We start from the raw sequence: 20,854 nt of genomic DNA on the forward strand, positions 1-20,854 counted from the left end.
CGCGCTGCGCGCACTCACGATAGCGCATCGCGCTCACGCGCAGCGGCGGGCAAACACAACGGAAAACTCAGGGGGAAGCGTGGGGCGCGAGGCAGAAGCTGGCGCCAGGGGACGACAAGCCGGTTCCGGGCGCGCGCTGCGCCCGGGTGGCCGTATTACATGCGGAAGTGTTCGCCGAGATAGACGCGGCGCACGCTTTCGTTCTCGATGATCTCGCCAGGCGCGCCGGACGCGAGCACGGTGCCGTCGCTGATGATGTAAGCGTGGTCGCAGATGCCGAGCGTTTCGCGCACGTTGTGGTCCGTGATCAGCACGCCGATATTGCGCTGCTTCAGGAACTTCACGATCTTCTGGATTTCGAGCACGGCGATCGGGTCCACGCCCGCGAACGGTTCGTCGAGCAGGATGAAGCTCGGGTCCGTCGCCAGAGCACGCGCGATTTCCACGCGGCGGCGCTCGCCGCCCGACAGCGAGAGCGCCGGGTTCTCGCGCAGATGCGCGATCTGGAGTTCGTCGAGCAGCGCTTCGGAGCGCGTCGCGATGGCGTCCTTCGACAGGCTCTTGCCGTTTTCGTCCTTCTGCAACTCGAGCACCGCGCGGATGTTCTCTTCCACGGTGAGCTTGCGGAACACCGAAGCTTCCTGCGGCAGATACGACAGGCCGAGCGCCGCGCGCTTGTGGATCGGCAAAAGGCTGATGGACTGGCCGTCGAGGTCGATTTCGCCCGCGTCGAGCGGTACGAGCCCCACGATCATGTAGAACGAGGTGGTCTTGCCCGCACCGTTCGGACCGAGCAGCCCGACCACTTCGCCGCTTTTCACGTCGAGCGAGACGTCCTTGACCACGGTACGCGAGCCATAGCGCTTCTTGAGGTTGCGCACGACGAGCGAACTCGTCTTGCCCGCGGCCGGGCGCTGATGGATGGGGGAGGCGGTGGCGATGTTCACTGTTGCGGCGCTTCCTGAATCTTCGTGGAGGGCGCGAGCGTGGCCGGGGAGCCCGTGAGCGGCTGCGCGCCGCCGTTGCGCGGCGACAGCGTCGCGCGCACACGGCCCTTCGGATTGCCCGGACCCGCGACGTCCGAACCCGACTTCGCAGTATAGAAGTCGTTCTGGCCGTCATAGGTCACGACGCTGCCGTGGACCTGGTCCATCACCGTGGACAGGCCTTGCAGGCGGCGCACGGTCGCGCGCGTCGTGAGCGTGGTGAGGTCCTGCTTGCCGTCGTAGTCGATGCGCTCGGCCGTACCGTCGACGTACTCGTCGAGGCCTTCGCGCTTCTGGCGGAAGTAGGCGAGGTTCGCGGCGGGCGTGCCCGGCGCGACGGTGCCGGTGGCGTACTGGTAACCCTGCGGATCCTGGGTGACGACGAGCTTGTCGGCCTTGATCAGGATCGTACCCTTGGTGGCGACCACGTGACCGGTGAAGATGGTCTGCTGCTTGAGGTCGTCATAGGTCATGTTGTCCGCTTCGATGTTGAGCGGCTTGTCCTTGTCGGCGCGTTCGGCGTGTGCCGCCGGGGCGAAGCCCGCGAGCGGCAGCGCGAGGGCGAGCGCGCCCAGCGTCGCGAACGCGGCGCGGCGCCAGCGCTCGGCGCGCGGCAGGCCGGACAAGGGACGGGGAAGCAAATCGTTCATGCAATCAAGCCTTGCGTGGACGGCCCGGGGGATCAGGACGAGCCGCCGGAATCAGCCGGGGCGATCGCGCCGCGGACGTTGCCGTAGAGCTGGATGACCCGGGTGACGTTGTTGTAGTTCATGCCGTTGGTGGCCGTCATGACCGACAGGCCGCGACGAAGTTTAACCGGCTTTTCGGTCAGGATCACATCGTCGTTCACCAGCACGCGGAAATGCTCGGAATCAGCTTGCATTTCGGGGTCGCCGTAGCCGGCCGCGCGCAGGATGCGTGCATCGTCGTACAGATTGACGATCGATGCGTCGGCGTTGACCGTGCCGCGCTTGCCCGTGGCCGTGACGACCGGCTTGCCGGGCTGGAACGCGCGCACCGCGGGCATCGTGAGGTCGCTGTCCTGGTCGTCCTCGTAATGCACCATGTGGGTGGCGGTCAGGCGGTACTGCGTCGCGCCCGACTGGTCGAGCTCGGACACCGAAAAGTTGTCGGCGAAATAGTCCGGCGAATGCGTGAGCGGACGCGGCGCCGCCTCGTTCTCGTGCGGCTTGACGGCCTGGAACAGCCACCAGGTGAAGCCGGCGAGGAATGCCACGCAGACGATCGGAATCAGCGAGGTGAGGCGGAACTTCTGGTTCATCGGGATGCCCCGGCGTCCGGCGATTCAGCCGCGCAGGCCGCCGCGAGCATCGCGTCGTAGTGGCCCTGGGCACGCAGGATCAGGTCGGTGACTTCGCGCACGGCGCCGTGGCCGCCGGTTTTATCGGTGACCCAATGGGCGCGCGCGAGCACTTCTGTGTGCGCATTAGCCGGCGCGGCGCCAAAGCCGCACTGGAGCATCACGGCGAGATCGGGCCAGTCGTCGCCCATATAGCCGCATTGTTCGGGCGTGAAGCCGGTTTCGGCGAGCAGTTGCTTGAACGCGACGCGCTTGTCCTCGACGCCCTGATACAGATGCGTGATGCGCAGTTCTTTCGCGCGCACGGCGACGATCTCGGACTTGCGCCCGGTGATGATGGCCGTGTCGATGCCGGCTTCGCGCAGCAGCTTCGCGCCGTGGCCGTCGAGCGAATTGAAGTCCTTCATGGTGTCGCCCGCGCCGGTAAACAGCAGGCCGCCGTCGGTGAGCACGCCGTCGACGTCGAAAATCATCAGTCGAACACGCGCGGCGCGCGCATTCGCATCAAGGCCGGAAGCCGCCATCAGATCACCTTTTTGGAGAACAGGTCGTGCATGTTGAGTGCGCCGATGAGTACGCCTTCGGCGTCCACCACCAGCATCTGATTGATGCGATGGCGCTCCATCAGTTCCACGGCTTCGACGGCAAGTTGATCGGGACCGATGGTGCGCGGGCCCTTGGTCATGACGTCGGCGATCGGCAGATCGCGGAAATCGCCCGCGCGCTCGAGCACGCGGCGCAGGTCGCCGTCGGTGAAGATGCCGGCGACGTGGTCGTTGGTGTCGACGATCGCGGTCATGCCCATGCGCCGCGCCGTGAGTTGCATCAGTGCGTCGCGCACCGTGGCGTCGTCGCGCACTTTCGGGATGGCCTCGCCGGTGCGCATCACGTCGCGCACGTAGGTGAGCAGACGCCGGCCGAGCGCGCCGCCCGGATGCGAGCGCGCGAAGTCGTCGGCGCCGAAGCCGCGTGCGTCGAGCACGGCGACCGCGAGCGCGTCGGAGAGCGCGAGCGCCGCCGTGGTGCTGGCGGTGGGCGCGAGATTCAGCGGGCAGGCTTCTTTTTCGACGCCTGCGTCCAGATGGACATCGGAAAGCTTGCCGAGCGTCGATTGCGGGCGATTGCCCGTCATGCCGATCAGCTTCGCGCCGATGCGCTTGACGAGCGGCAGGATCGCCACGAGCTCTTCGGATTCGCCGGAGTTGGACAGGCCGATAAACACGTCGTCGGCGGTCACCATGCCCAGGTCGCCGTGGCTCGCTTCGGCGGGATGCACGAAGAAGGCCGGCGTGCCCGTGGAGGCCAGCGTGGCCGCGAGCTTGCGGGCAATGTGGCCCGATTTGCCGATGCCGGAAACGACAACGCGTCCGCGGCAACTGAGGATGAGGTCGACCGCGCTGACGAAGTTGTCGTCGAGCCGGTCGCGAAGCCCGCGCACGGCGTCAGCTTCGATGTCGAGCACGTCGCGAGCGAGCTTCAGCGCCCGGTCGCCATTGATTTTCGCTATCATCCGGGGAGTATAGCAAAGGCGTATGCGCGCCGCGCCGGCGCCCCCAGCCCGCGAGCCGCTGGTTTTCATTGCCTCGGCTTCCCCCGGCAGCACCCTTTGATCACCCTTTGGGCGTTCTTTCGGACGCCCCCGCGGTCCATCCGCGGCACTTCCCAATTCGCATCGTTTGCGCCGATCATGGACCCGACCGGCGTGGGCAAATTTTTCACCGCCGGTCACGCGCATTCGAGACGCACTTTCGGCAACGCATAAGAACGAGGACGCTTCACACGATGATCTCCCCGCTGGAAATGACGTTGTTTCTGCTGCTCGCCTCGGTGGTCGGCGTCGTGCTGTTCCGTTACCTGAACCTGCCACCGATGCTGGGCTACCTCTCGGTCGGCATTCTGGTCGGGCCGCGTGCGCTCGGCATCGTGCCGAACACGGAAGGCGCGCAAAATCTGGCGGAATTCGGCGTCGTGTTCCTGATGTTCTCGATCGGGCTGGAGTTTTCGCTCTCCAAGCTGCGCGCGATGCGGCGCGCCGTGTTCGGGCTCGGGCTCTCGCAGGTCGTGGGGACGATCGCGGTCGCGCTGCTGGTCGGGCTCGCGCTCGAGCCGTGGGTGCACATCACGTGGCAGGCCTGCGTGGCGCTGGGCGGGGCGCTCGCCATGTCGTCCACGGCCATCGTCAGCAAGATGCTGGCGGAGCGGCTGGAGATCGAGTCGGAGCATGGCCGCAATATTCTCGGCGTGCTGCTGTTCCAGGATCTGGCCGTGGTGCCGCTGCTGATCGTGATCGCGGCGTTCGGCGGCTCGTCGACTTCGCTGATCGAATCGCTCGGCATGGCCGCCATCAAGATCGTGCTCGCGCTCGGCATCCTGCTGTTCGTCGGCCAGAAGTTCATGACGCGCTGGTTTACCATCGTCGCGCGGCGCCGCTCGCAGGAGCTGTTCGTGCTGAACGTGCTGCTCGTCACGCTGGGCGCGGCGTTCATCACCGATAAATTCGGCCTCTCGCTCGCGCTGGGCGCGTTCATCGCGGGCATGTTGATCGCCGAGACGCCCTACAAACATCAGGTGGAAGAGGACATCAAGCCGTTTCGCGACGTGCTGCTGGGTCTGTTCTTCGTGACCACCGGCATGCTGCTCAATCCGCATGTGATCTGGCAGCACCCGCTCATGGTCGGCGCGTTCCTGATCGCGCCGATCGTGCTCAAGGCCGTGCTGATCACGGCGCTCACGCGTCTTTTCGGCGCCTCGCCGGGCGTTGCCATGCGCACCGGTCTCGGGCTCGCGCAGGCCGGCGAATTCGGCTTCGTGCTGCTCAACCTCATTCTGGACAAGCATCTGGTCGATCCCACGCTGCTTCAGGCGATCCTCGCGGCGATGCTGCTCTCGATGCTGGCCGCGCCCTTCCTGATCCAGAACGCCGACCGCATCGTGCTGCGTCTGTCCTCGACCGAATGGATGCAGCAGTCGCTGATGATGACGCGCATCGCCACGCAGAGCATCAAACAGAGCGGCCACGTGATCGTCTGCGGCTATGGCCGCGCCGGGCAGAACCTCGCGCGCATGCTCGAATACGAAGGGCTTTCGTACGTGGCGCTCGACCTCGACCCGGACCGCGTGGCGGCCGCGGCGGCGGCGGGTGAATCGGTGGTGTTCGGCGATGCGGCGCGCCGCGAGTCGCTGGTCGCGGCGGGCATCCACCGCGCGGCGGCCGTGGCGATCACCTATGCGAACACGCAGTCGGCGTTTCGCGTGCTCCATCACATCCACGAACTGGAGCCGACGCTGCCCGTGATCGTGCGCACCGTCGACGACGCCGATCTCGAACGTCTGCTCGCAGCGGGCGCGACCGAGGTGATTCCGGAGATCGTGGAAGGCAGCCTGATGCTCGCCTCGCACATGCTGGTGCTGATGGGCGTGCCGATGCGCCGCGTCGTGCGCCGCGTGGAGGAGTTGCGCGACGAGCGTTACAGCCTCCTGCGGGGCTATTTCCACGGCACCGACGATGCCGGCGAGGACGGTCACGAGCAGGTGCGGCTACAATCCGTACCGGTCGATCCGCGCGCCGACGCCGTGGGCCGCACGCTCGACGAGCTGGGCCTGTTCGACCTCGGCGTGGAGGTGACGGCGATTCGCCGTCACGGCATTCGCGGCGTGGAGCCCGATCCCTCGACCCGGCTTCGCGAGGCCGACATCGTCGTGCTGCGCGGCCTGCCCGAGCAGCTCGCGCAGGCCGAGGAGCGTCTGTCGCGCCATCGCAAGGCGGGCGCGGCGGCGGCCTGAAGGGTCCAACGGGGTCCCGCCCCGTTTATCTGCGCAGCTTCTTTATTCCTGTCATTACCCGGAGAAATCATGTCCAACGCACCTGCGAACGCGAGCGCCGATCCTGCGCAGTTCGTAAACAGCCTGATCCGCACGGTGCCCGACTGGCCTCAGCCGGGAGTGCAGTTCCGCGACATCACGCCGCTGATCGGCGATCCGAAGGGCCTGCGCGTGCTGATCGACCTGTTCGTCGAGCGTTACGTGGACATGAAGCTCGACTGCATCGCGGGTCTGGATGCGCGCGGCTTCATCATCGGCCCGATCGTGGCCTATGAACTGAACGTGGGCTTCGTGCCGATCCGCAAGATCGGCAAGCTGCCGTACAAGACAGTGTCCGAAACCTACAAGCTCGAATACGGCGAATCGACCGTCGAGATCCATGAAGACGCTGTAGGCAAGGGTGACCGCGTCGTGATCGTCGACGACCTGATCGCCACGGGTGGCACCATGCTCGCGGGCAAGCGCCTGCTCGAGCGCCTGGGCGCCACGGTGGTGGAGGGCGCGGCGATCATCGACCTGCCGGAGCTGGGCGGCTCGAAGCTGCTCACCGAAGCGGGCCTGCCGCTTTTCGCCATCACCTCGTTCGGCGGACATTAATCCCACGGAGCGGCCATGCCCAACTTCGCGCTCTTTCTCGCGACTTCGCTTGCCATCACCTTCGCGCCCGGCCCGGACAATCTCCAGGTGCTCGCGCGCGGCATCTCCCAGGGCCGCGCCGCGGGCCTCGTGGCCGCGCTCGGCTTCGCGGCGGGCGTGACGTTCCATACGACGCTCGCCGCGCTCGGGATTGCCGCCGTGTTGCGCTCGTCGCCGCACGCGTTCCAGATTCTCAAACTCGCGGGCGCCGCGTATCTGATCTGGATCGGCGTGAAGGCGTTGCGCAGCCAGGGCCTGGCCGCCGCCGGTGACCGCCCGCGTCAGCCGCTCTCGACGATCTTTCGCCAGAGCGTGATCGGCAACGTCATGAACCCGAAGGTGACGCTGTTCTTCGTGGTGTTCCTGCCGCAATTCGTCGATACGCAAGGGGCACAAAGCGGCGCGCAGAGCGTGACGTTGCAGATGCTCGAACTGGGTCTCGTCTTCATGTTGCAGACGGTCGTGGTGTTCTCGGTGTTCGGCCTGTGCGCGGGCACCATCGGCGGCTGGCTCAAGCGCCGGCCGCGTGCGGGCGTGTGGCTCGACCGTCTGGCTGGCCTCACCTTTATCGCCATCGGCATGCGCATTGCGCTGCGCGACTAACGCTCGTTGGCCGCTTGTTGTTCGCTTGTTGCCTGAAGTCTGGAGTTTTCCGGGATGACCCTGCCTTGCCTCATCGACGCGCGCCGTTTCGACGTTAGCGCGCATCTGCCGTTCCATTTCGGCGACGAACGCGTGGGCTGGATTCGCCGCGCCGACGTCGCGCTGCTCGCGCGCTGGCCCGACGTCTTTACGATCGTCGATGCCGGCCCGGATGCGCGCGTCACGCTCGACGCGCAATTCGACAACGTGACGGCGCGCAGCGCCGCGCTCGGCTCGGTGATCGGCGCGCTTGCCGCCGAGGGCCGCATTCCGGGCTGGCGCGACGAAACCTACGCGATCCGCAATGCGTTCGACGCACCGCCGCTCGCCTATATCGAGCGCGCCGCCTCGCGTTTCTTCGGCACGATGACCTGGGCGGTGCATCTGAATGGCGTCGTAGAATATGCGGCCAGCGCGCCGCAACTCTGGATCGCGCGCCGCAGCGACACCAAGGCGACCGATCCAGGCATGCTCGACAATGTCGTCGCGGGCGGCATCGGCTGGGGCCTGGGCGTCGAAGCGACGCTGGCCAAGGAATGCTGGGAAGAGGCGGGCATCGCTGCCGAACTGGCCGCGCGCGCCACGCCGGGCCGCACCGTGCATGTTCTGCAGTCGCTGCCCGAGGGCACCCAGGCCGAGCAGATCTTTGTCTACGACCTCGTGCTGCCACACGATTTCGTGCCGCACAATCAGGATGGCGAAGTGGGCGAGCATCGCCTCGCGCGCATCGACGAAGCCGCGCGCTGGATCGAGGAAGGGCGCATGACGGTCGACGCGAGCCTCGCGACGCTCGACCTGCTGCTGCGCCGCCAATGGATCGACGAAGACGCGTGCGAAGGCATTGCCGCGATCTTCGAACCACCGACGCTGTGAAAGGGCGTTGGGTTTTTAACTAGCCCTTTTGAATCAGAAAGAAATGACGGGAGTTACCAAGGTCATGTCGACCGATCACAGCTTCATTCTCAAACTGTCGTGCGCCGACCGGCCTGGCATCGTGCATGCCGTGTCGGGTTTCCTGTTCGAGCGCGGCAGCAACATTCTCGATTCGGCCCAGTTCGGCGACAGCCACACGGGCGAGTTCTTCATGCGCGTGCACTTCCAGCAAGTGGGCGGCGACCCAGGCCTCGAAGGCCTGCGCGCAGCGTTCGCGCCGCTCGCGGATGAGTTCAGCATGCGCTGGGAGCTGCACGACGCGAACGTGAAGCCGCGCGTCGTCATCATGGTCTCGAAGATCGGCCATTGCCTGAACGACCTGCTGTTCCGCTACCGCACCGGCCAGTTGCCGATCGAAATCCCCGCGATCATTTCGAATCACAAGGACTTCTATCAGCTGGCGGCGAGCTACAACATCCCGTTCCATCACTTCCCGCTGCTTGGCGGCACGGAAGCGGACAAGGCCGCGCAGGAAGCGCGCGTGCTGGACGTGGTGAACAACGCGGGTGCCGATCTGGTGGTGCTCGCGCGCTACATGCAGATTCTGTCGCCGCAACTGTGCAGCGCGCTCGAAGGCCGCGCGATCAACATTCACCACTCGTTCCTGCCGAGCTTCAAGGGCGCGAAGCCGTACTACCAGGCGTTCGACCGCGGCGTGAAGCTGATCGGCGCGACGGCGCACTATGTGACGTCCGACCTCGATGAAGGCCCGATCATCGAGCAGGAAGTCGAGCGCGTGGATCACAACATGACGCCGGACCAACTCACAGCGATCGGCCGCGACGTGGAGTGCGTGACGCTCGCGCGCGCGGTGAAGTGGCATGTTGAGCATCGCATTCTGCTCAACGGGCACAAGACGGTGGTGTTCCGCTGATCTGGGTGGTTTGCGCTGCTGTGAAGACAAATGGCCCCGGAAGGGGCCATTTTTCATTGAACTGCGCGCGACTCAAACCAGCCGCAAATAAATCAGCTCACGCTTGATATACGCGTAAAAAATCGGCGCGGCGATCACGCCCTGAATGCCAAACGCCGCTTCCATCACCAGCATCGCCATCAGCAGTTCCCACGTGCGCGCCTCGATCTGGCCACCCACGATACGCGCGTTCAGGAAGTATTCGAGCTTGTGGATCACGATCAGGAACGCCAGCGCCGTGACGGCCGCGGGCAGGCTCACCGTGAGCGCGATGGCGACGATCAGCGTGTTCGAAATGAGGTTGCCGATCACCGGCAACAGGCCCACCACGAAGGTCACCACCACCAGCATCTTCGCGAGCGGCAGCGGCGCATGGAACACCGGCAGCACGAGCAGCAGGAACAGGCCCGTGAACACCGTGTTGATCGCCGAAATCTTCACCTGTGCGAACACAATGCGGCGGAACGCATCCGCGAAGCGCGCCACGCGCGCGACGAAGGCGGTCGAGAGCGGCAGCCGCGTGGCGTTCTTCTGCGCGCCAATCGCGATGATCGCGCCGATGATCATGCCGATCACGATATGCCCGAGGATGCGCGCGGCGTTCTTGCCACCCTGGCCGAGCTGTGTAGCGTGCTCGTGCATGAGCGCGAGCGCCTTGAGCTTCATCTGCGCGACGTCCACGGGCAGATAGGCGGCGACGGCGTCGGGAATGCGCCCGCGCGCCTGATCGACGAAGGTCATCATCTGCGCCATGACCTTCTGCACGCTAGGCACATCGTTTTCGAACTGCTCGATGACGCCCACCGTGAGACCCGTGAGCACGCCGACGATCACGATGGACACCAGCACCACCGAGAGCCAGCGCGCGCGGCTGCTCGACATGCGCCGCTCGATCAGCGGCGAAATGGTGTGGACGAGCTGATAGACGAGCATGCCGGCGAGCAGCGCGCCGAGCAGGTTCAGATGCAGCACCGCCCACATACCGCCGAGCGCGGCGATATAGCTGCCAATCTCCACCGCCGAGAGCTTCGGCAGGCTCATGTCGCTCGTGAGCCTGACGGGTCTCGGCCGCAGATCGCGCACTTGTTGCTTGTCTTGCGTCGCGTCGGTCGCTTCGTTGCGCTTGGCCATGTTGCGTGTATTCCGTCTCCAGACCGCGGGGGCGCGTGTGCGCCCCCGTCCCGTTGTGTCCGCAGTCTTCCTGACTGCTTATTGTCCCGACGCCGTGTCGAGCGCCGCGACTTCGCCGTTCGCGCCCTTGAGTAGCGGCGCGAGATAGCGGCCCGTGAAGCTTGCCTTCGACTTCGCCACCTGCTCGGGCGTGCCTTGCGCCACGATCTGGCCGCCGCCCGCGCCCCCTTCGGGGCCCATGTCGATGACCCAGTCCGCGGTTTTGATGACATCGAGATTATGCTCGATGATCACCACGGTATTGCCCTGATCGCGAAGCCGGTGGATCACTTCCAGCAGCAGCGCGATATCGTGGAAGTGCAGACCCGTGGTCGGCTCGTCGAGGATGTAGAGCGTGCGGCCCGTATCGCGCTTCGACAATTCCAGCGACAGCTTCACGCGCTGCGCCTCGCCGCCCGAGAGCGTGGTGGCCGACTGGCCCAGGCGGATATAGCCCAGACCCACGTCCAGCAAGGTCTTGAGCTTGCGCGCCACCACCGGCACCGCCTTGAAGAACTCGTAGGCCTGCTCGACCGTCATGTCGAGCACTTCGCTGATGTTCCGGCCCTTGTACTGAATCTCCAGCGTCTCGCGGTTGTAGCGCTTGCCGTGGCAGACATCGCAGGGCACGTAGACATCGGGCAGGAAGTGCATTTCCACCTTCAGCACGCCATCGCCCTGGCAGCTTTCGCAGCGCCCGCCCTTCACGTTGAACGAGAAGCGGCCGGATTCGTAGCCGCGCTCCTTGGCCGCCGGCACGCCCGCGAACAGTTCGCGGATGGGCGTGAAGAGGCCCGTGTAGGTGGCCGGGTTCGAACGCGGTGTGCGGCCGATCGGCGACTGGTCGACGTTGATGACCTTGTCGAAATGCTCCAGCCCCTCGATCGCCTCGAACGGCGCCGGTTCCGCCGACGATCCGTACAGATGTTGCGAGACTGCGTGGTACAGCGTGTCGTTGATCAGCGTGGACTTGCCCGAGCCCGAGACGCCCGTGATGCAGGTGAGCAGGCCCACCGGCAGATCGAGCGTGACGTGCTTCAGGTTGTTGCCGTAGGCCTCGACGATACGCAGGTGGCGCTCGTCGGCTTCCTTGCGCTCGTCCGGGTAGTCGATGCGACGCGCGCCCGACAGGTACTGGCCCGTCATCGAGGCCGGATCCTGTTCCACTTCCTTGGGCGTACCTTCAGCAATCACCATGCCGCCATGCACGCCTGCGCCCGGCCCCATATCGACCACGTAATCCGCCATGCGGATCATGTCCTCGTCGTGCTCGACCACGATCACCGAATTGCCGAGGTCGCGCAGATGCTTGAGCGTGGAGATCAGGCGGTCGTTGTCGCGCTGGTGCAGGCCGATCGACGGCTCGTCGAGCACGTACATCACGCCCGTGAGACCCGAGCCGATCTGCGAAGCGAGGCGAATGCGCTGCGCTTCGCCGCCCGAGAGCGTTTCGGCGCTGCGTTCGAGCGACAGGTAATCGAGCCCGACGTTATTCAGGAACATCAGCCGCGCGACGATTTCCTTGACCACCTTGTCGGCGATCTCGCGCTTGGCGCCTTCGAGGCGCAGCGTCTGGAAGTAGCCGAGCGTGTCGCGCAGCGGCCAGCCGCTCACTTCGTAGATGGCGCGTGCGTCGGCATCCGCGCCGATGCGCACGAAGCGCGCCTCGCGGCGCAGGCGCGTGCCTTCGCAGTGCGGGCAGGCCTGGTTGTTCTGGTATTTCGACAGTTCCTCGCGTACCGCGGACGAATCGGTCTCGCGGTAGCGGCGCTCCAGGTTCGGGATGATCCCTTCGAACACGTGCTCGCGCACCGAGGTGCGGCCGCGCTCGTTGATGTACGAGAACGGGATCTCCTGCTTGCCCGAACCGTACAGCAGGATCTTGCGCACCTTCTCGGGCAGTTCTTCGAACGCGGTGTCGATATCGAAGTCATAGAACGCCGCGAGACTCTGCAGCATCTGGAAGTAGAACTGGTTGCGCCGGTCCCAGCCCTTCACCGCGCCCGCGGCGAGCGAGAGCGACGGATGCGCGACGACCCGCTTCGGATCGAAGAAGGTGATCTGGCCGAGGCCATCGCACTCCGGGCACGCGCCCATCGGGTTGTTGAACGAGAACAGGCGCGGCTCCAGCTCCGGCAGCGAGTACGAGCAGATCGGGCAGGCGAACTTCGAGCTGAAGAGATGCTCCTTGTTCGTGTCCATCTCGAGCGCGACGGCGCGGCCCTCGGCCAGACGCAGCGCGGTCTCGAACGACTCGGCCAGGCGCTGCTTCATGTCCGCCCGCACCTTGAGGCGGTCCACCACCACGTCGATGGTGTGGCGCTCGCTCTTCTTGAGCTTGGGCAGCGACTCGACCTCGTAGATCTTCGCCTCGCCCTCGTTGGCGGTGCCGCCGCCCGAGCGCACCCGAAAGCGCACGAAACCCTGCGCCTGCATGTCGTCGAAGAGTTCGGCGTGCTCGCCCTTGCGGTCCACGACCACGGGTGCGAGGATCATCAGCCGGGTGTCTTCGGGCAGCGCGAGCGCGGCGTCCACCATCTGCGAGACGCTTTGCGCCTCCAGCGGAATCTCGTGGTCCGGGCAGAACGGCGTGCCGATACGTGCGTAAAGAAGTCGCAGGTAGTCGTGAATTTCGGTGACCGTGCCGACCGTCGAACGCGGATTGTGCGAGGTCGCTTTCTGCTCGATGGAGATGGCCGGCGACAGACCCTCGATCAGGTCGACGTCGGGCTTCTCCATCAGTTGCAGGAACTGGCGCGCGTAGGCCGACAGGCTTTCCACGTAACGGCGCTGGCCTTCCGCGTAAAGCGTGTCGAAGGCCAGTGAGGACTTGCCCGAGCCCGACAGCCCGGTGATCACCACGAGCTTGTGGCGCGGCAGGTCCAGATTGACGTTCTTCAGGTTGTGGGTTCGGGCCCCACGGATACGGATCTGTTCCATGAACCTGCGGGAGAGAGGGAGGCTAAACCTGCTACTATAACGACTTTTCCAGACCGCCGTTACGGCTTGCTGACGGTCTTTGAAAGGGTCCTGACGTGTGTCTTACACGCTCGCCCGAGGACCCTGCAAGCGAATCGACAGCTCTTGCATGCGACCCGGGCAATCGCCGGGCCACGGTCGGCGCCAATGCGCGTGCACGACCGGCGGGCAGCGGCGGCCTAATCATAAAACGCTCCGATGTCCTCCAACTCTCCCGCTACTTCTTCACGCATGAGCGCGCCCGAAGTGCGCGCGACTGTGTCGCTTGCCGCGATCTTCGCGCTGCGCATGCTGGGCCTGTTCATGATCATGCCGGTGTTTTCGGTCTACGCGAAAACCATTCCCGGCGGTGACAACGTGCTGCTGGTCGGCATCGCGCTGGGCGCTTACGGTGTCACGCAGTCCCTGCTCTATATCTTCTATGGCTGGATCTCCGACAAGGTCGGACGCAAGCCCGTGATCGCCGCCGGCCTCGTGATCTTCGCGATCGGCAGCTTCGTCGCGGCGGGCGCCCACGACATGACGTGGATCATCGTCGGCCGGGTGATCCAGGGCATGGGGGCGGTGTCGTCGGCCGTGCTCGCCTTCATCGCCGACCTGACTTCCGAAGAGCACCGCACCAAGGCCATGGCGATGGTGGGCGGCTCGATCGGCATGTCCTTCGCGGTGGCGATCGTGGGCGCGCCCATCGTGTTCCACTGGCTCGGCATGAGCGGACTGTTCACGCTGGTGGGCGTGTTCTCGATCCTCGCCGTGGGCGTGGTGCTGTGGGTGGTGCCCGATGCGCCCAAGCCGGTTCACGTGCGCGCGCCGTTTTCCGAAGTCCTGCACAACGTCGAACTGCTGCGCCTGAACTTCGGCGTGCTGGTGCTGCATGCCACGCAGACGGCGCTGTTCCTCGTCGTGCCGCGTCTGCTCGTGGACGCAGGCCTGCCGGTTGCCTCGCACTGGAAGATTTACCTGCCGGTGATGGGCCTGTCTTTCGTGCTGATGGTGCCTGCCATCATCGCGGCGGAGAAGAAGGGCAAGATGAAGGCGGTGGTGGTATCGGCCATTGGGCTTATCCTGATCGGCCAGCTGCTGCTGGGCTCGCTTGCGCATACCATTGCAATCGTGGCGGCCGTTCTGTTCGTCTACTTCCTCGGCTTCAATATTCTGGAAGCGTCGCAGCCCTCGCTGGTGTCGAAGCTCGCGCCGGGCAACCGCAAGGGCGCGGCCACGGGCGTCTACAACACCACCCAGTCGATTGGCCTTGCGCTGGGCGGCGTGGTGGGCGGCTGGATGCTCAAGCACGACGGCGCGAGCGCGGTTTTCTACACGTGCTCGGGGCTGGTGGCGTGCTGGCTTATAATCGCGGCCAACATGAAGGCCCCGCCCAAGCGCGCTGAAGTCAAGCGGGCCTGAATCTGACTCGAAGCGAACGCGCGCACTCGCACGCGTTTCGCGGCAACACACATTTCGCGGAGGCAATCCGTGCCCGGCAGTCGCACAATGACTGCGATGCGTGCGCCTGGCGCAACGCGGGCGCGGCCGCTCCTCGCAACTGAATCAACAGGAGAATTTCATGGCATCCGTGAACAAGGTGATCCTCGTCGGCAATCTCGGCGCCGAGCCGGAAGTGCGCTATCTGCCGAGCGGCGACGCCGTGGCGAACATCCGCCTCGCGACGACCGACCGCTACAAGGACAAGGCGTCCGGCGAGTTCAAGGAAATGACCGAATGGCACCGTGTGGCGTTCTTCGGCCGTCTGGCCGAGATCGTCTCGGAATACCTGAAGAAGGGTTCGTCGGTGTACATCGAAGGCCGTATCCGCACGCGCAAGTGGCAGGCGCAGGACGGCACGGACCGTTACTCGACGGAAATCGTCGCAGACCAGATGCAGATGCTGGGCGGCCGCAGCGGCGGCGCGTCGGCAGGCGCCGACATGGGCGATGACGGCGGTTACAGCCGTGACAGCGCGCCGCGCGGCGGTGGCCGTGCCGCAGGTGGCAACAGCGGCGGCGGTGGCGCTCCGCGTTCGAGCGGTGGCGGCGCGAGCGGCGGTGGCCGTCCGAGCGCGCCCGCAGGTGGCGGCTTCGACGAAATGGACGACGATATTCCGTTCTAAGCGCTCACCCGCGCAGTACCTCCCGCAGTAGCCTGATCAAAACGCCCTTGCAGCCGGCCGCTGCAAGGGCGTTTTTCGTATTCGTCCGATTCAGGCGCCAGCGCGGCCTCCCTAAGCTGTTTCTCCCTGAGGCGTGGCATGTCGCTGCGTCGAACCGGAGTCCAGCCTTGAGTCCCAGCCCGCTTATCGATCTCACCCGCCTGCAACAGATTCCTGCTGCGTCGGCGTCCCCACGCGCCAGTGCGCGCAATCTCGTCACGGCTTTTCTCGCCCGCTTTTTCTCGAGCAAGTAAGTCTGCGGGGAACGTCTGCCCATTAGGAGACGATGTCAGAGTTTGACATTTTGTCGTAAACCGTCAAAATGTCATGCATGACGAAGCCAGCCCAACCCGGCGCAACCCAGCGCCAGAATCAACGTGACGCCGAGCTCCTCCTGCGCGAGGGCCGCAAGATCGTCGAGGCGCTCGGCCAGACACTCGCGCCGCTCGTCGAGGTGGTGCTGCACGATCTCACGGCGCCCGAGCATTCGGTCGTCGCCATCGCCAACAATCTGTCGGGCCGTCAGGTCGGCGACGCCGCCACCGAAATGGGGCTCGCGCGCATCGCCGACCCGGGCTTCCCTGACGTCGTCGCCAACTACCCGAATCGCTTCCCTGATGGCCGGGCGGTCAAGAGCACCTCGATCGGCCTGAAGAACAGTGCGGGCGAGTGCGTCGCGGCCATCTGCCTGAACATGGATGTCTCGTTGCTCGGCGCCGTCACGGCGGGCCTTGGGCAACTGATGCAGACCGGCCCGGCTGCGCCCGTCACCGAAACGCTCGCGCCGCACGCCAATGGCGAGGTGCGCGAAACCATCCGCGCCGCGCTCGAGCGCTTTGCCGCTGCGCGCAACACCACGCCCATCGGCATGACGCTCGCACAGCGCCGCGAAGCGGTGCGCGAACTCGCCGAAAGCGGCCATTTGAACCTGCGCCACGCGCTTGCCGAAGTCGCGCGAACACTCGGCGTGGCGCGCCCGACCGTCTACACCTACCTGCCCAGCGAGCACCGACCATGAGCACTTTGCCGATCACCTTCGAAGATGTTGCCGCCGCCCATGAGCGCATTCGCGGCGTCGCGCACCGCACGCCCGTGATGACGTCGCGCACCGCGAACGCCCTCGCGGGCGCGGAGCTGTTCTTCAAGTGCGAAAACTTTCAGCGCATGGGCGCCTTCAAGTTTCGCGGCGCCTACAACGCCATCGCGCAGTTCACGCCGCAGCAGAAGCAGGGCGGCGTCATTACGTTCTCGTCGGGCAACCATGCCCAGGCAATCGCGCTGTCGGCACAACTGCTCGGCGTGAAAGCGGTGATCGTGATGCCGCACGACGCGCCGACGGTGAAAGTCGAGGCCACGCGCGGTTATGGCGGCGAAGTCGTGTTCTACGACCGCTATACCGAAGACCGCGAAGCACTGGGCCAGCGTCTTGCCGCGGAGCGCGGCCTCACGCTGATTCCGCCCTACGATCATCCGCATGTCATGGCGGGGCAGGGCACGGCGGCCAAGGAGCTGTTCGAGGACGCGGGCGAGCTGGACGTGTTGCTCACCCCGCTCGGCGGCGGCGGCCTGCTCTCCGGGTGCGCCACGGTGGCGCACGCGCTTGCGCCGCGCTGCACGGTGATCGGCGTGGAACCGGAAGCGGGCAACGACGGCCAGCGCAGCTTCCAGGCGGGCGAGATCGTCCACATCGACACGCCCAAAACGATCGCCGACGGCGCCCAGACGCAACATCTGGGCAACCACACCTTCGCCGTGATCCGCGAGCGCGTGCAGGAGATCGTCACGGTGAGCGATGCCGAACTCGTCGAGACGATGAAGTTCTTCGCGAGCCGCATGAAACTCGTGATCGAGCCGACGGGGTGCCTCGCGGCGGCGGCGGTCTTGCAGCGCAAGCTGGACCTGCGCGGCAAGCGCGTGGGCATCGTGATTTCGGGCGGCAATGTCGATCTGCTGCGTTTCGCCGACCTGGTGAGCGCGAAAGCCTGAGGCGCCCTACCGAACCATTGAGCCGGGCCGGCTAGCCCAGCAGGCCCGCGAGCGCCTCGCGCGCGTGCGTCACGTGCGCGCTCTCGCCGGGCTGCCCCGGCAGCAGATGAAATTCCGCCGCAGGCAGCGCCGGCAGACCGAATGACGCGGGGCAGACCTCCACGCCCTCGCCGATCGCCGATTCATTCAGGCAGGAAATCCCCAGTCCCGCCTTGAGCGCCAGCTGCAACCCGGCGACGCCCGACGCCGAATGCGAAATCAGATACGGCATGCGCGCGCGTTCGAGCAGCTTCACCACATAGCGCTGCAACTGGCAGGTGGAGGGCAACAGCACCAGCGGCCACGGCGGTGCGAGCGACGCATGGTCACGCAGGGTCTCGCGCGCGCCCACCCACAGTAGCTTCTCTCGCCGGATCACGGTGCTCTGGCCGCCTTTGGCGTGGGCCGCTTGCGCCGCTTTTGCCGTCGCGCGCGACGCCGGGGCATCGACCATGCGCAGCGAGAGACCGATATCGAAGACGTTGTCCCCGGCGCTCGCCTCGATCACGGCGCTGGGCAGCACCGTCACGTGCAGACGCAGGCGCGGATGCTGGCTCGCGAAGCGCCGGATGATCGCGGCCACGTCGTGCGGCCGGTAGTAATCGGTGATGGCGATACGCACCTCGCCGTCGAGCGAGCGCCCCAGCATGTCGTCGAACGCGATGTCGCACATCGCGACGATGCGGCGCGCGTGCTCCACGAGCTTCGCACCCGCAGGCGTGGGCGCGACGCCTTGCTTGCTGCGCACGAACAGCGGCTGACCGATGCGCTCTTCCAGCTTCTTCAACTGCTCGCTCACCGAGGACTGCGAAAGGAATACGCGCTCGGCGGCACCCGAGACGCTGCCCGCTTCGGTGACGGCGAGGAAGGTGCGTAACTGCGCGAGATCGAGACCGCGTGCGTTCATGTCTAAAGTTTCGGAAATTCCGATTTAAATGATTTGATTTTCCAACTTTTCCGAACGATGTTGCGCCCTTAGCATGGCCTGAGTCAATGCCTTTATGGAGGTCATCATGCATCAGGCGAACCGACGCGAGACGTCGCATCGATGGAAAGTACTGGGCGCCGGGGTCATGGCCAACGCCAGTTTTGCGGCGGCGTTTTCGGGAATTCCGGCGACGGCGGTGTGGATTCGCTCGGCCTATCGCATCGACACGGGCGAGCTCGGCCTCGTGCTCGGCATGCTCGGGCTTGGCATCGTGCTGAGCGAACTACCCTGGGGATTGCTAACCGATCGCTGGGGCGACCGGCGCGTGCTGCTAATGGGGTTGGGCTCGACGATGGCGGCGCTTGCCATCATGGCGGGCTGGGGCGCGCCGGGTGCGTTCAACGTGCCGGGGCCGCACGCGCTGGCGGCGGGATTTCTCGCCATTGGATTGCTGGGCGGCAGCGTCAATGGCTCGAGTGGGCGCGCCGTCATGGCGTGGTTCGGGCCGGCCGAGCGCGGTCTCGCGATGAGTATCCGGCAGACCGCGGTGCCGACAGGCGCGGGCATCGGCGCGCTGTTGCTGCCTGCGCTGGCCGCTTACGCAGGATTCGCCTGGGTGTATGGTGCACTCGCGGCAATGTGCCTATTCTCTGCAATCCTCACGATTCTCTGGGTGCATGAACCCGACGCCGTAGCCCCGGACGCGGCGGCTCGCGCAGCGTCGGACGGCCAGGCGCGTACGCGCTCGCCTTTGCGTCGCGCGCAGGTCTGGCGTCTGGTCGGCGGTATCGCGGCTCTGTGCATGCCACAGGTCGCCGTGATTTCGTTTGCGAGCGTGTTTTTGCACGATTTTGTCCATGTGGGTGGTATGGCGATCGGCGTGTCGCTCGCGGTGGTGCAGGCTGGCGCAGCGGTTTTGCGCGTCTGGAGCGGCCGATGGACCGACCGGCACGGGAACCGTGGCGCCTGGCTACGCACCTGTGCGGCCCTCACCGTCGTGCTCTTCGCCCTGCTGGCCGCAGCGACGGCGTTTTGCATGCACGCAGTTCGGCATGGTCCTGACTTGTCGCTGTCGCTCTCGATCGCGCTATCCGTGCTGCTTGTGGCGGGCGGGATCGCCGCGTCGGCATGGCACGGCGTGGCCTTTACCGAACTCGCGACGCTGGCGGGCCAGGATCGGGTTGGCAGCGCGCTCGCGATGGGCAACACGGGCGCATTCATCGCGTTCTGGGTCGCACCGTCCGCCATACCGTGGCTGCTTGCTGTGTCGGGGTGGCCCGCGGTGTGGGGGGCTGCCACGGCCTGCGCGGCGCTCGCGTGGCCCGCATTCGCGCCGGCGGTATCGAACCCGGCGCGCGCGAGCGGGACGCAAGGCGGCATCGAGGCTTCGCCTTCGGCTCAGCAAACGGGGCGCAGCGCTCGGAGTGGTGCAACGGTTTGATTTTCATTGGATGACACGGTGTCTTAAGCGAAAACGTGAAATATGCGAATCACAATGATTTACTTCGCATAACTGATTCGATAATTAACTTTATGGAAGTTTGACGATTAGGACATTTCTGATTCTGGCAATCTTTAATCAATGTTCATATGGGGTTTTTAGATAAGTTGCGCTTTTCGCAACCAAGACAAGGGCGCTTTCCGGTCGCGGATCGGGCGCACATCGGCCGATCCGATATCCCTATCCCATCGAGAGAGAGCCAACTTGAAACTCAGAGTCGTCCTCGCAGACGATCATCCATTCGTATTGCTTGGTGTGCGCTCCGCACTCGAAGAGGCCGGAGATATCCAGGTCGTCGGCGAGGCATCCGGCCCACGCGCGCTTTTCCGCACGCTTGAAACGGTGCCGTGCGACGTCGTGCTCACCGACCTCACGATGCCCGGCGTGCCGGGTGAAGCAGAAGATGGTCTGAACCTCGTGCGGCGTTTGCGGCGTGACTGGCCGCAATTGCGCATTGTCGTGCTCACGAGTATTGCGAACGTTGCCATCCTGCGCGCTGTCATGAATACCGGCGTCACGGCGTTAATCCGAAAGAGCGAACCAATGGAGGAACTGACGGGCGCCGTGCGCGGCGCAGGCAATGGCCTGCGCTACGTGAGCCGCTCGATCCTGGAAGAGCTTGCGGCGGCGGGCACGGAGCGCGCCGAAAGCACGCGCGTGCCGCGTCTTTCACCGCGAGAATCGGAAGTCGTCCGCCAGTTCGTACACGGTCGCACGATCACAGAGATCGCCCGTGCGCTCGATCGCGACGTCCGCACGGTGAGTCGCCAGAAGCGTGATGCGATGGCGAAACTTGGCGTGAGCAACGACGCTGGCCTGTTTGCGTTCGTGAGGGCTCACGGTCTGCTATGA

Annotated in this window: 20 protein-coding genes; 12 read left to right on the forward strand and 8 right to left on the reverse strand. The window is 65.4% G+C overall.

Going from position 1 to position 20,854, the window contains the following annotated elements; all coding sequences use genetic code 11:
* Positions 1–155: 155 nt before the first annotated feature.
* From lptB to kdsD, 5 genes are read right to left on the reverse strand one after another with little or no spacing between them, the layout of a single operon-like run.
* Complete coding sequence (gene lptB, locus U5782_RS11430) at positions 156–923, reverse strand: LPS export ABC transporter ATP-binding protein (protein ID WP_322043974.1); 768 nt, start codon at positions 921–923, stop codon at positions 156–158.
* Positions 924–943: 20 nt separating this feature from the next.
* Positions 944–1,636: a lipopolysaccharide transport periplasmic protein LptA gene (lptA, locus tag U5782_RS11435; protein WP_322043906.1), complete on the reverse strand. Its 693-nt coding sequence runs from the start codon at positions 1,634–1,636 to the stop codon at positions 944–946.
* 32 nt (positions 1,637–1,668) lie between these two features.
* Positions 1,669–2,268: an LPS export ABC transporter periplasmic protein LptC gene (gene lptC / locus U5782_RS11440; RefSeq protein WP_322043907.1), complete on the reverse strand. Its 600-nt coding sequence runs from the start codon at positions 2,266–2,268 to the stop codon at positions 1,669–1,671.
* Positions 2,265–2,831, reverse strand: a complete 567-nt coding sequence (locus U5782_RS11445; RefSeq protein ID WP_322043908.1) for an HAD family hydrolase — start codon at positions 2,829–2,831, stop codon at positions 2,265–2,267. Before U5782_RS11445 ends, lptC begins: the two co-directional genes overlap by 4 nt.
* Positions 2,831–3,817, reverse strand: a complete 987-nt coding sequence (gene kdsD / locus U5782_RS11450; RefSeq protein WP_322043975.1) for an arabinose 5-phosphate isomerase KdsD — start codon at positions 3,815–3,817, stop codon at positions 2,831–2,833. The genes U5782_RS11445 and kdsD overlap by 1 nt, the downstream gene beginning before the upstream one ends.
* A 272-nt stretch (positions 3,818–4,089) precedes the next feature.
* On the opposite strand from kdsD, the gene U5782_RS11455 reads away from it, so the two are divergent.
* The 5 genes from U5782_RS11455 to purU all read left to right on the forward strand — a co-directional run bounded on the left by U5782_RS11455 (position 4,090) and on the right by purU (position 9,214).
* The gene (locus tag U5782_RS11455; protein WP_322043909.1) at positions 4,090–6,090 is read left to right on the forward strand and encodes a cation:proton antiporter; all 2,001 of its coding nucleotides are present in this window, start codon (positions 4,090–4,092) and stop codon (positions 6,088–6,090) included.
* 69 nt (positions 6,091–6,159) lie between these two features.
* A complete protein-coding gene (locus tag U5782_RS11460) occupies positions 6,160–6,726 on the forward strand; it encodes an adenine phosphoribosyltransferase (protein ID WP_322043910.1) in 567 nt (188 codons plus the stop codon).
* Between the two features lie 15 nt (positions 6,727–6,741).
* The gene (locus U5782_RS11465; RefSeq protein WP_322043911.1) at positions 6,742–7,368 is read left to right on the forward strand and encodes a LysE family translocator; all 627 of its coding nucleotides are present in this window, start codon (positions 6,742–6,744) and stop codon (positions 7,366–7,368) included.
* A gap of 54 nt (positions 7,369–7,422) precedes the next feature.
* Positions 7,423–8,280, forward strand: a complete 858-nt coding sequence (locus U5782_RS11470) for an NUDIX hydrolase (protein ID WP_322043912.1) — start codon at positions 7,423–7,425, stop codon at positions 8,278–8,280.
* Positions 8,281–8,344: 64 nt separating this feature from the next.
* A complete protein-coding gene (purU, locus tag U5782_RS11475) occupies positions 8,345–9,214 on the forward strand; it encodes a formyltetrahydrofolate deformylase (RefSeq protein ID WP_322043913.1) in 870 nt (289 codons plus the stop codon).
* Positions 9,215–9,286: 72 nt separating this feature from the next.
* Here the strand turns inward: purU and U5782_RS11480 are convergent, their stop codons facing one another.
* A complete protein-coding gene (locus U5782_RS11480) occupies positions 9,287–10,384 on the reverse strand; it encodes an AI-2E family transporter (RefSeq protein WP_322043914.1) in 1,098 nt (365 codons plus the stop codon).
* Between the two features lie 78 nt (positions 10,385–10,462).
* Positions 10,463–13,363 (reverse strand): excinuclease ABC subunit UvrA, encoded by a 2,901-nt coding sequence (uvrA, locus tag U5782_RS11485; RefSeq protein WP_322043915.1) that lies wholly within the window; start codon positions 13,361–13,363, stop codon positions 10,463–10,465.
* A 270-nt stretch (positions 13,364–13,633) separates the two neighbouring features.
* On the opposite strand from uvrA, the gene U5782_RS11490 reads away from it, so the two are divergent.
* The 5 genes from U5782_RS11490 to U5782_RS11510 all read left to right on the forward strand — a co-directional run bounded on the left by U5782_RS11490 (position 13,634) and on the right by U5782_RS11510 (position 17,534).
* The gene (locus U5782_RS11490) at positions 13,634–14,806 is read left to right on the forward strand and encodes an MFS transporter (protein ID WP_322043976.1); all 1,173 of its coding nucleotides are present in this window, start codon (positions 13,634–13,636) and stop codon (positions 14,804–14,806) included.
* Between the two features lie 160 nt (positions 14,807–14,966).
* A complete protein-coding gene (locus U5782_RS11495) occupies positions 14,967–15,509 on the forward strand; it encodes a single-stranded DNA-binding protein (protein WP_322043916.1) in 543 nt (180 codons plus the stop codon).
* A 167-nt stretch (positions 15,510–15,676) separates the two neighbouring features.
* The gene (locus U5782_RS11500; protein WP_322043917.1) at positions 15,677–15,802 is read left to right on the forward strand and encodes a hypothetical protein; all 126 of its coding nucleotides are present in this window, start codon (positions 15,677–15,679) and stop codon (positions 15,800–15,802) included.
* 77 nt (positions 15,803–15,879) lie between these two features.
* Positions 15,880–16,566: a transcriptional regulator gene (locus U5782_RS11505; RefSeq protein ID WP_322043918.1), complete on the forward strand. Its 687-nt coding sequence runs from the start codon at positions 15,880–15,882 to the stop codon at positions 16,564–16,566.
* A complete protein-coding gene (locus U5782_RS11510; protein WP_322043919.1) occupies positions 16,563–17,534 on the forward strand; it encodes a threo-3-hydroxy-L-aspartate ammonia-lyase in 972 nt (323 codons plus the stop codon). Before U5782_RS11505 ends, U5782_RS11510 begins: the two co-directional genes overlap by 4 nt.
* 31 nt (positions 17,535–17,565) lie before the next feature.
* On the opposite strand, the gene U5782_RS11515 is transcribed toward U5782_RS11510, so the two are convergent.
* Entirely contained in the window at positions 17,566–18,480 is a 915-nt protein-coding gene (locus U5782_RS11515) for a LysR family transcriptional regulator (RefSeq protein WP_322043920.1), read from the reverse strand.
* A gap of 106 nt (positions 18,481–18,586) precedes the next feature.
* On the opposite strand from U5782_RS11515, the gene U5782_RS11520 reads away from it, so the two are divergent.
* Positions 18,587–19,942, forward strand: coding sequence for an MFS transporter (locus U5782_RS11520; RefSeq protein WP_322043921.1), 1,356 nt, complete (start codon positions 18,587–18,589; stop codon positions 19,940–19,942).
* Between the two features lie 264 nt (positions 19,943–20,206).
* The gene (locus U5782_RS11525; RefSeq protein WP_322043922.1) at positions 20,207–20,854 is read left to right on the forward strand and encodes a response regulator transcription factor; all 648 of its coding nucleotides are present in this window, start codon (positions 20,207–20,209) and stop codon (positions 20,852–20,854) included.

This window comes from Paraburkholderia sp. J67, assembly GCF_905220265.1.
GTDB lineage: Bacteria > Pseudomonadota > Gammaproteobacteria > Burkholderiales > Burkholderiaceae > Paraburkholderia.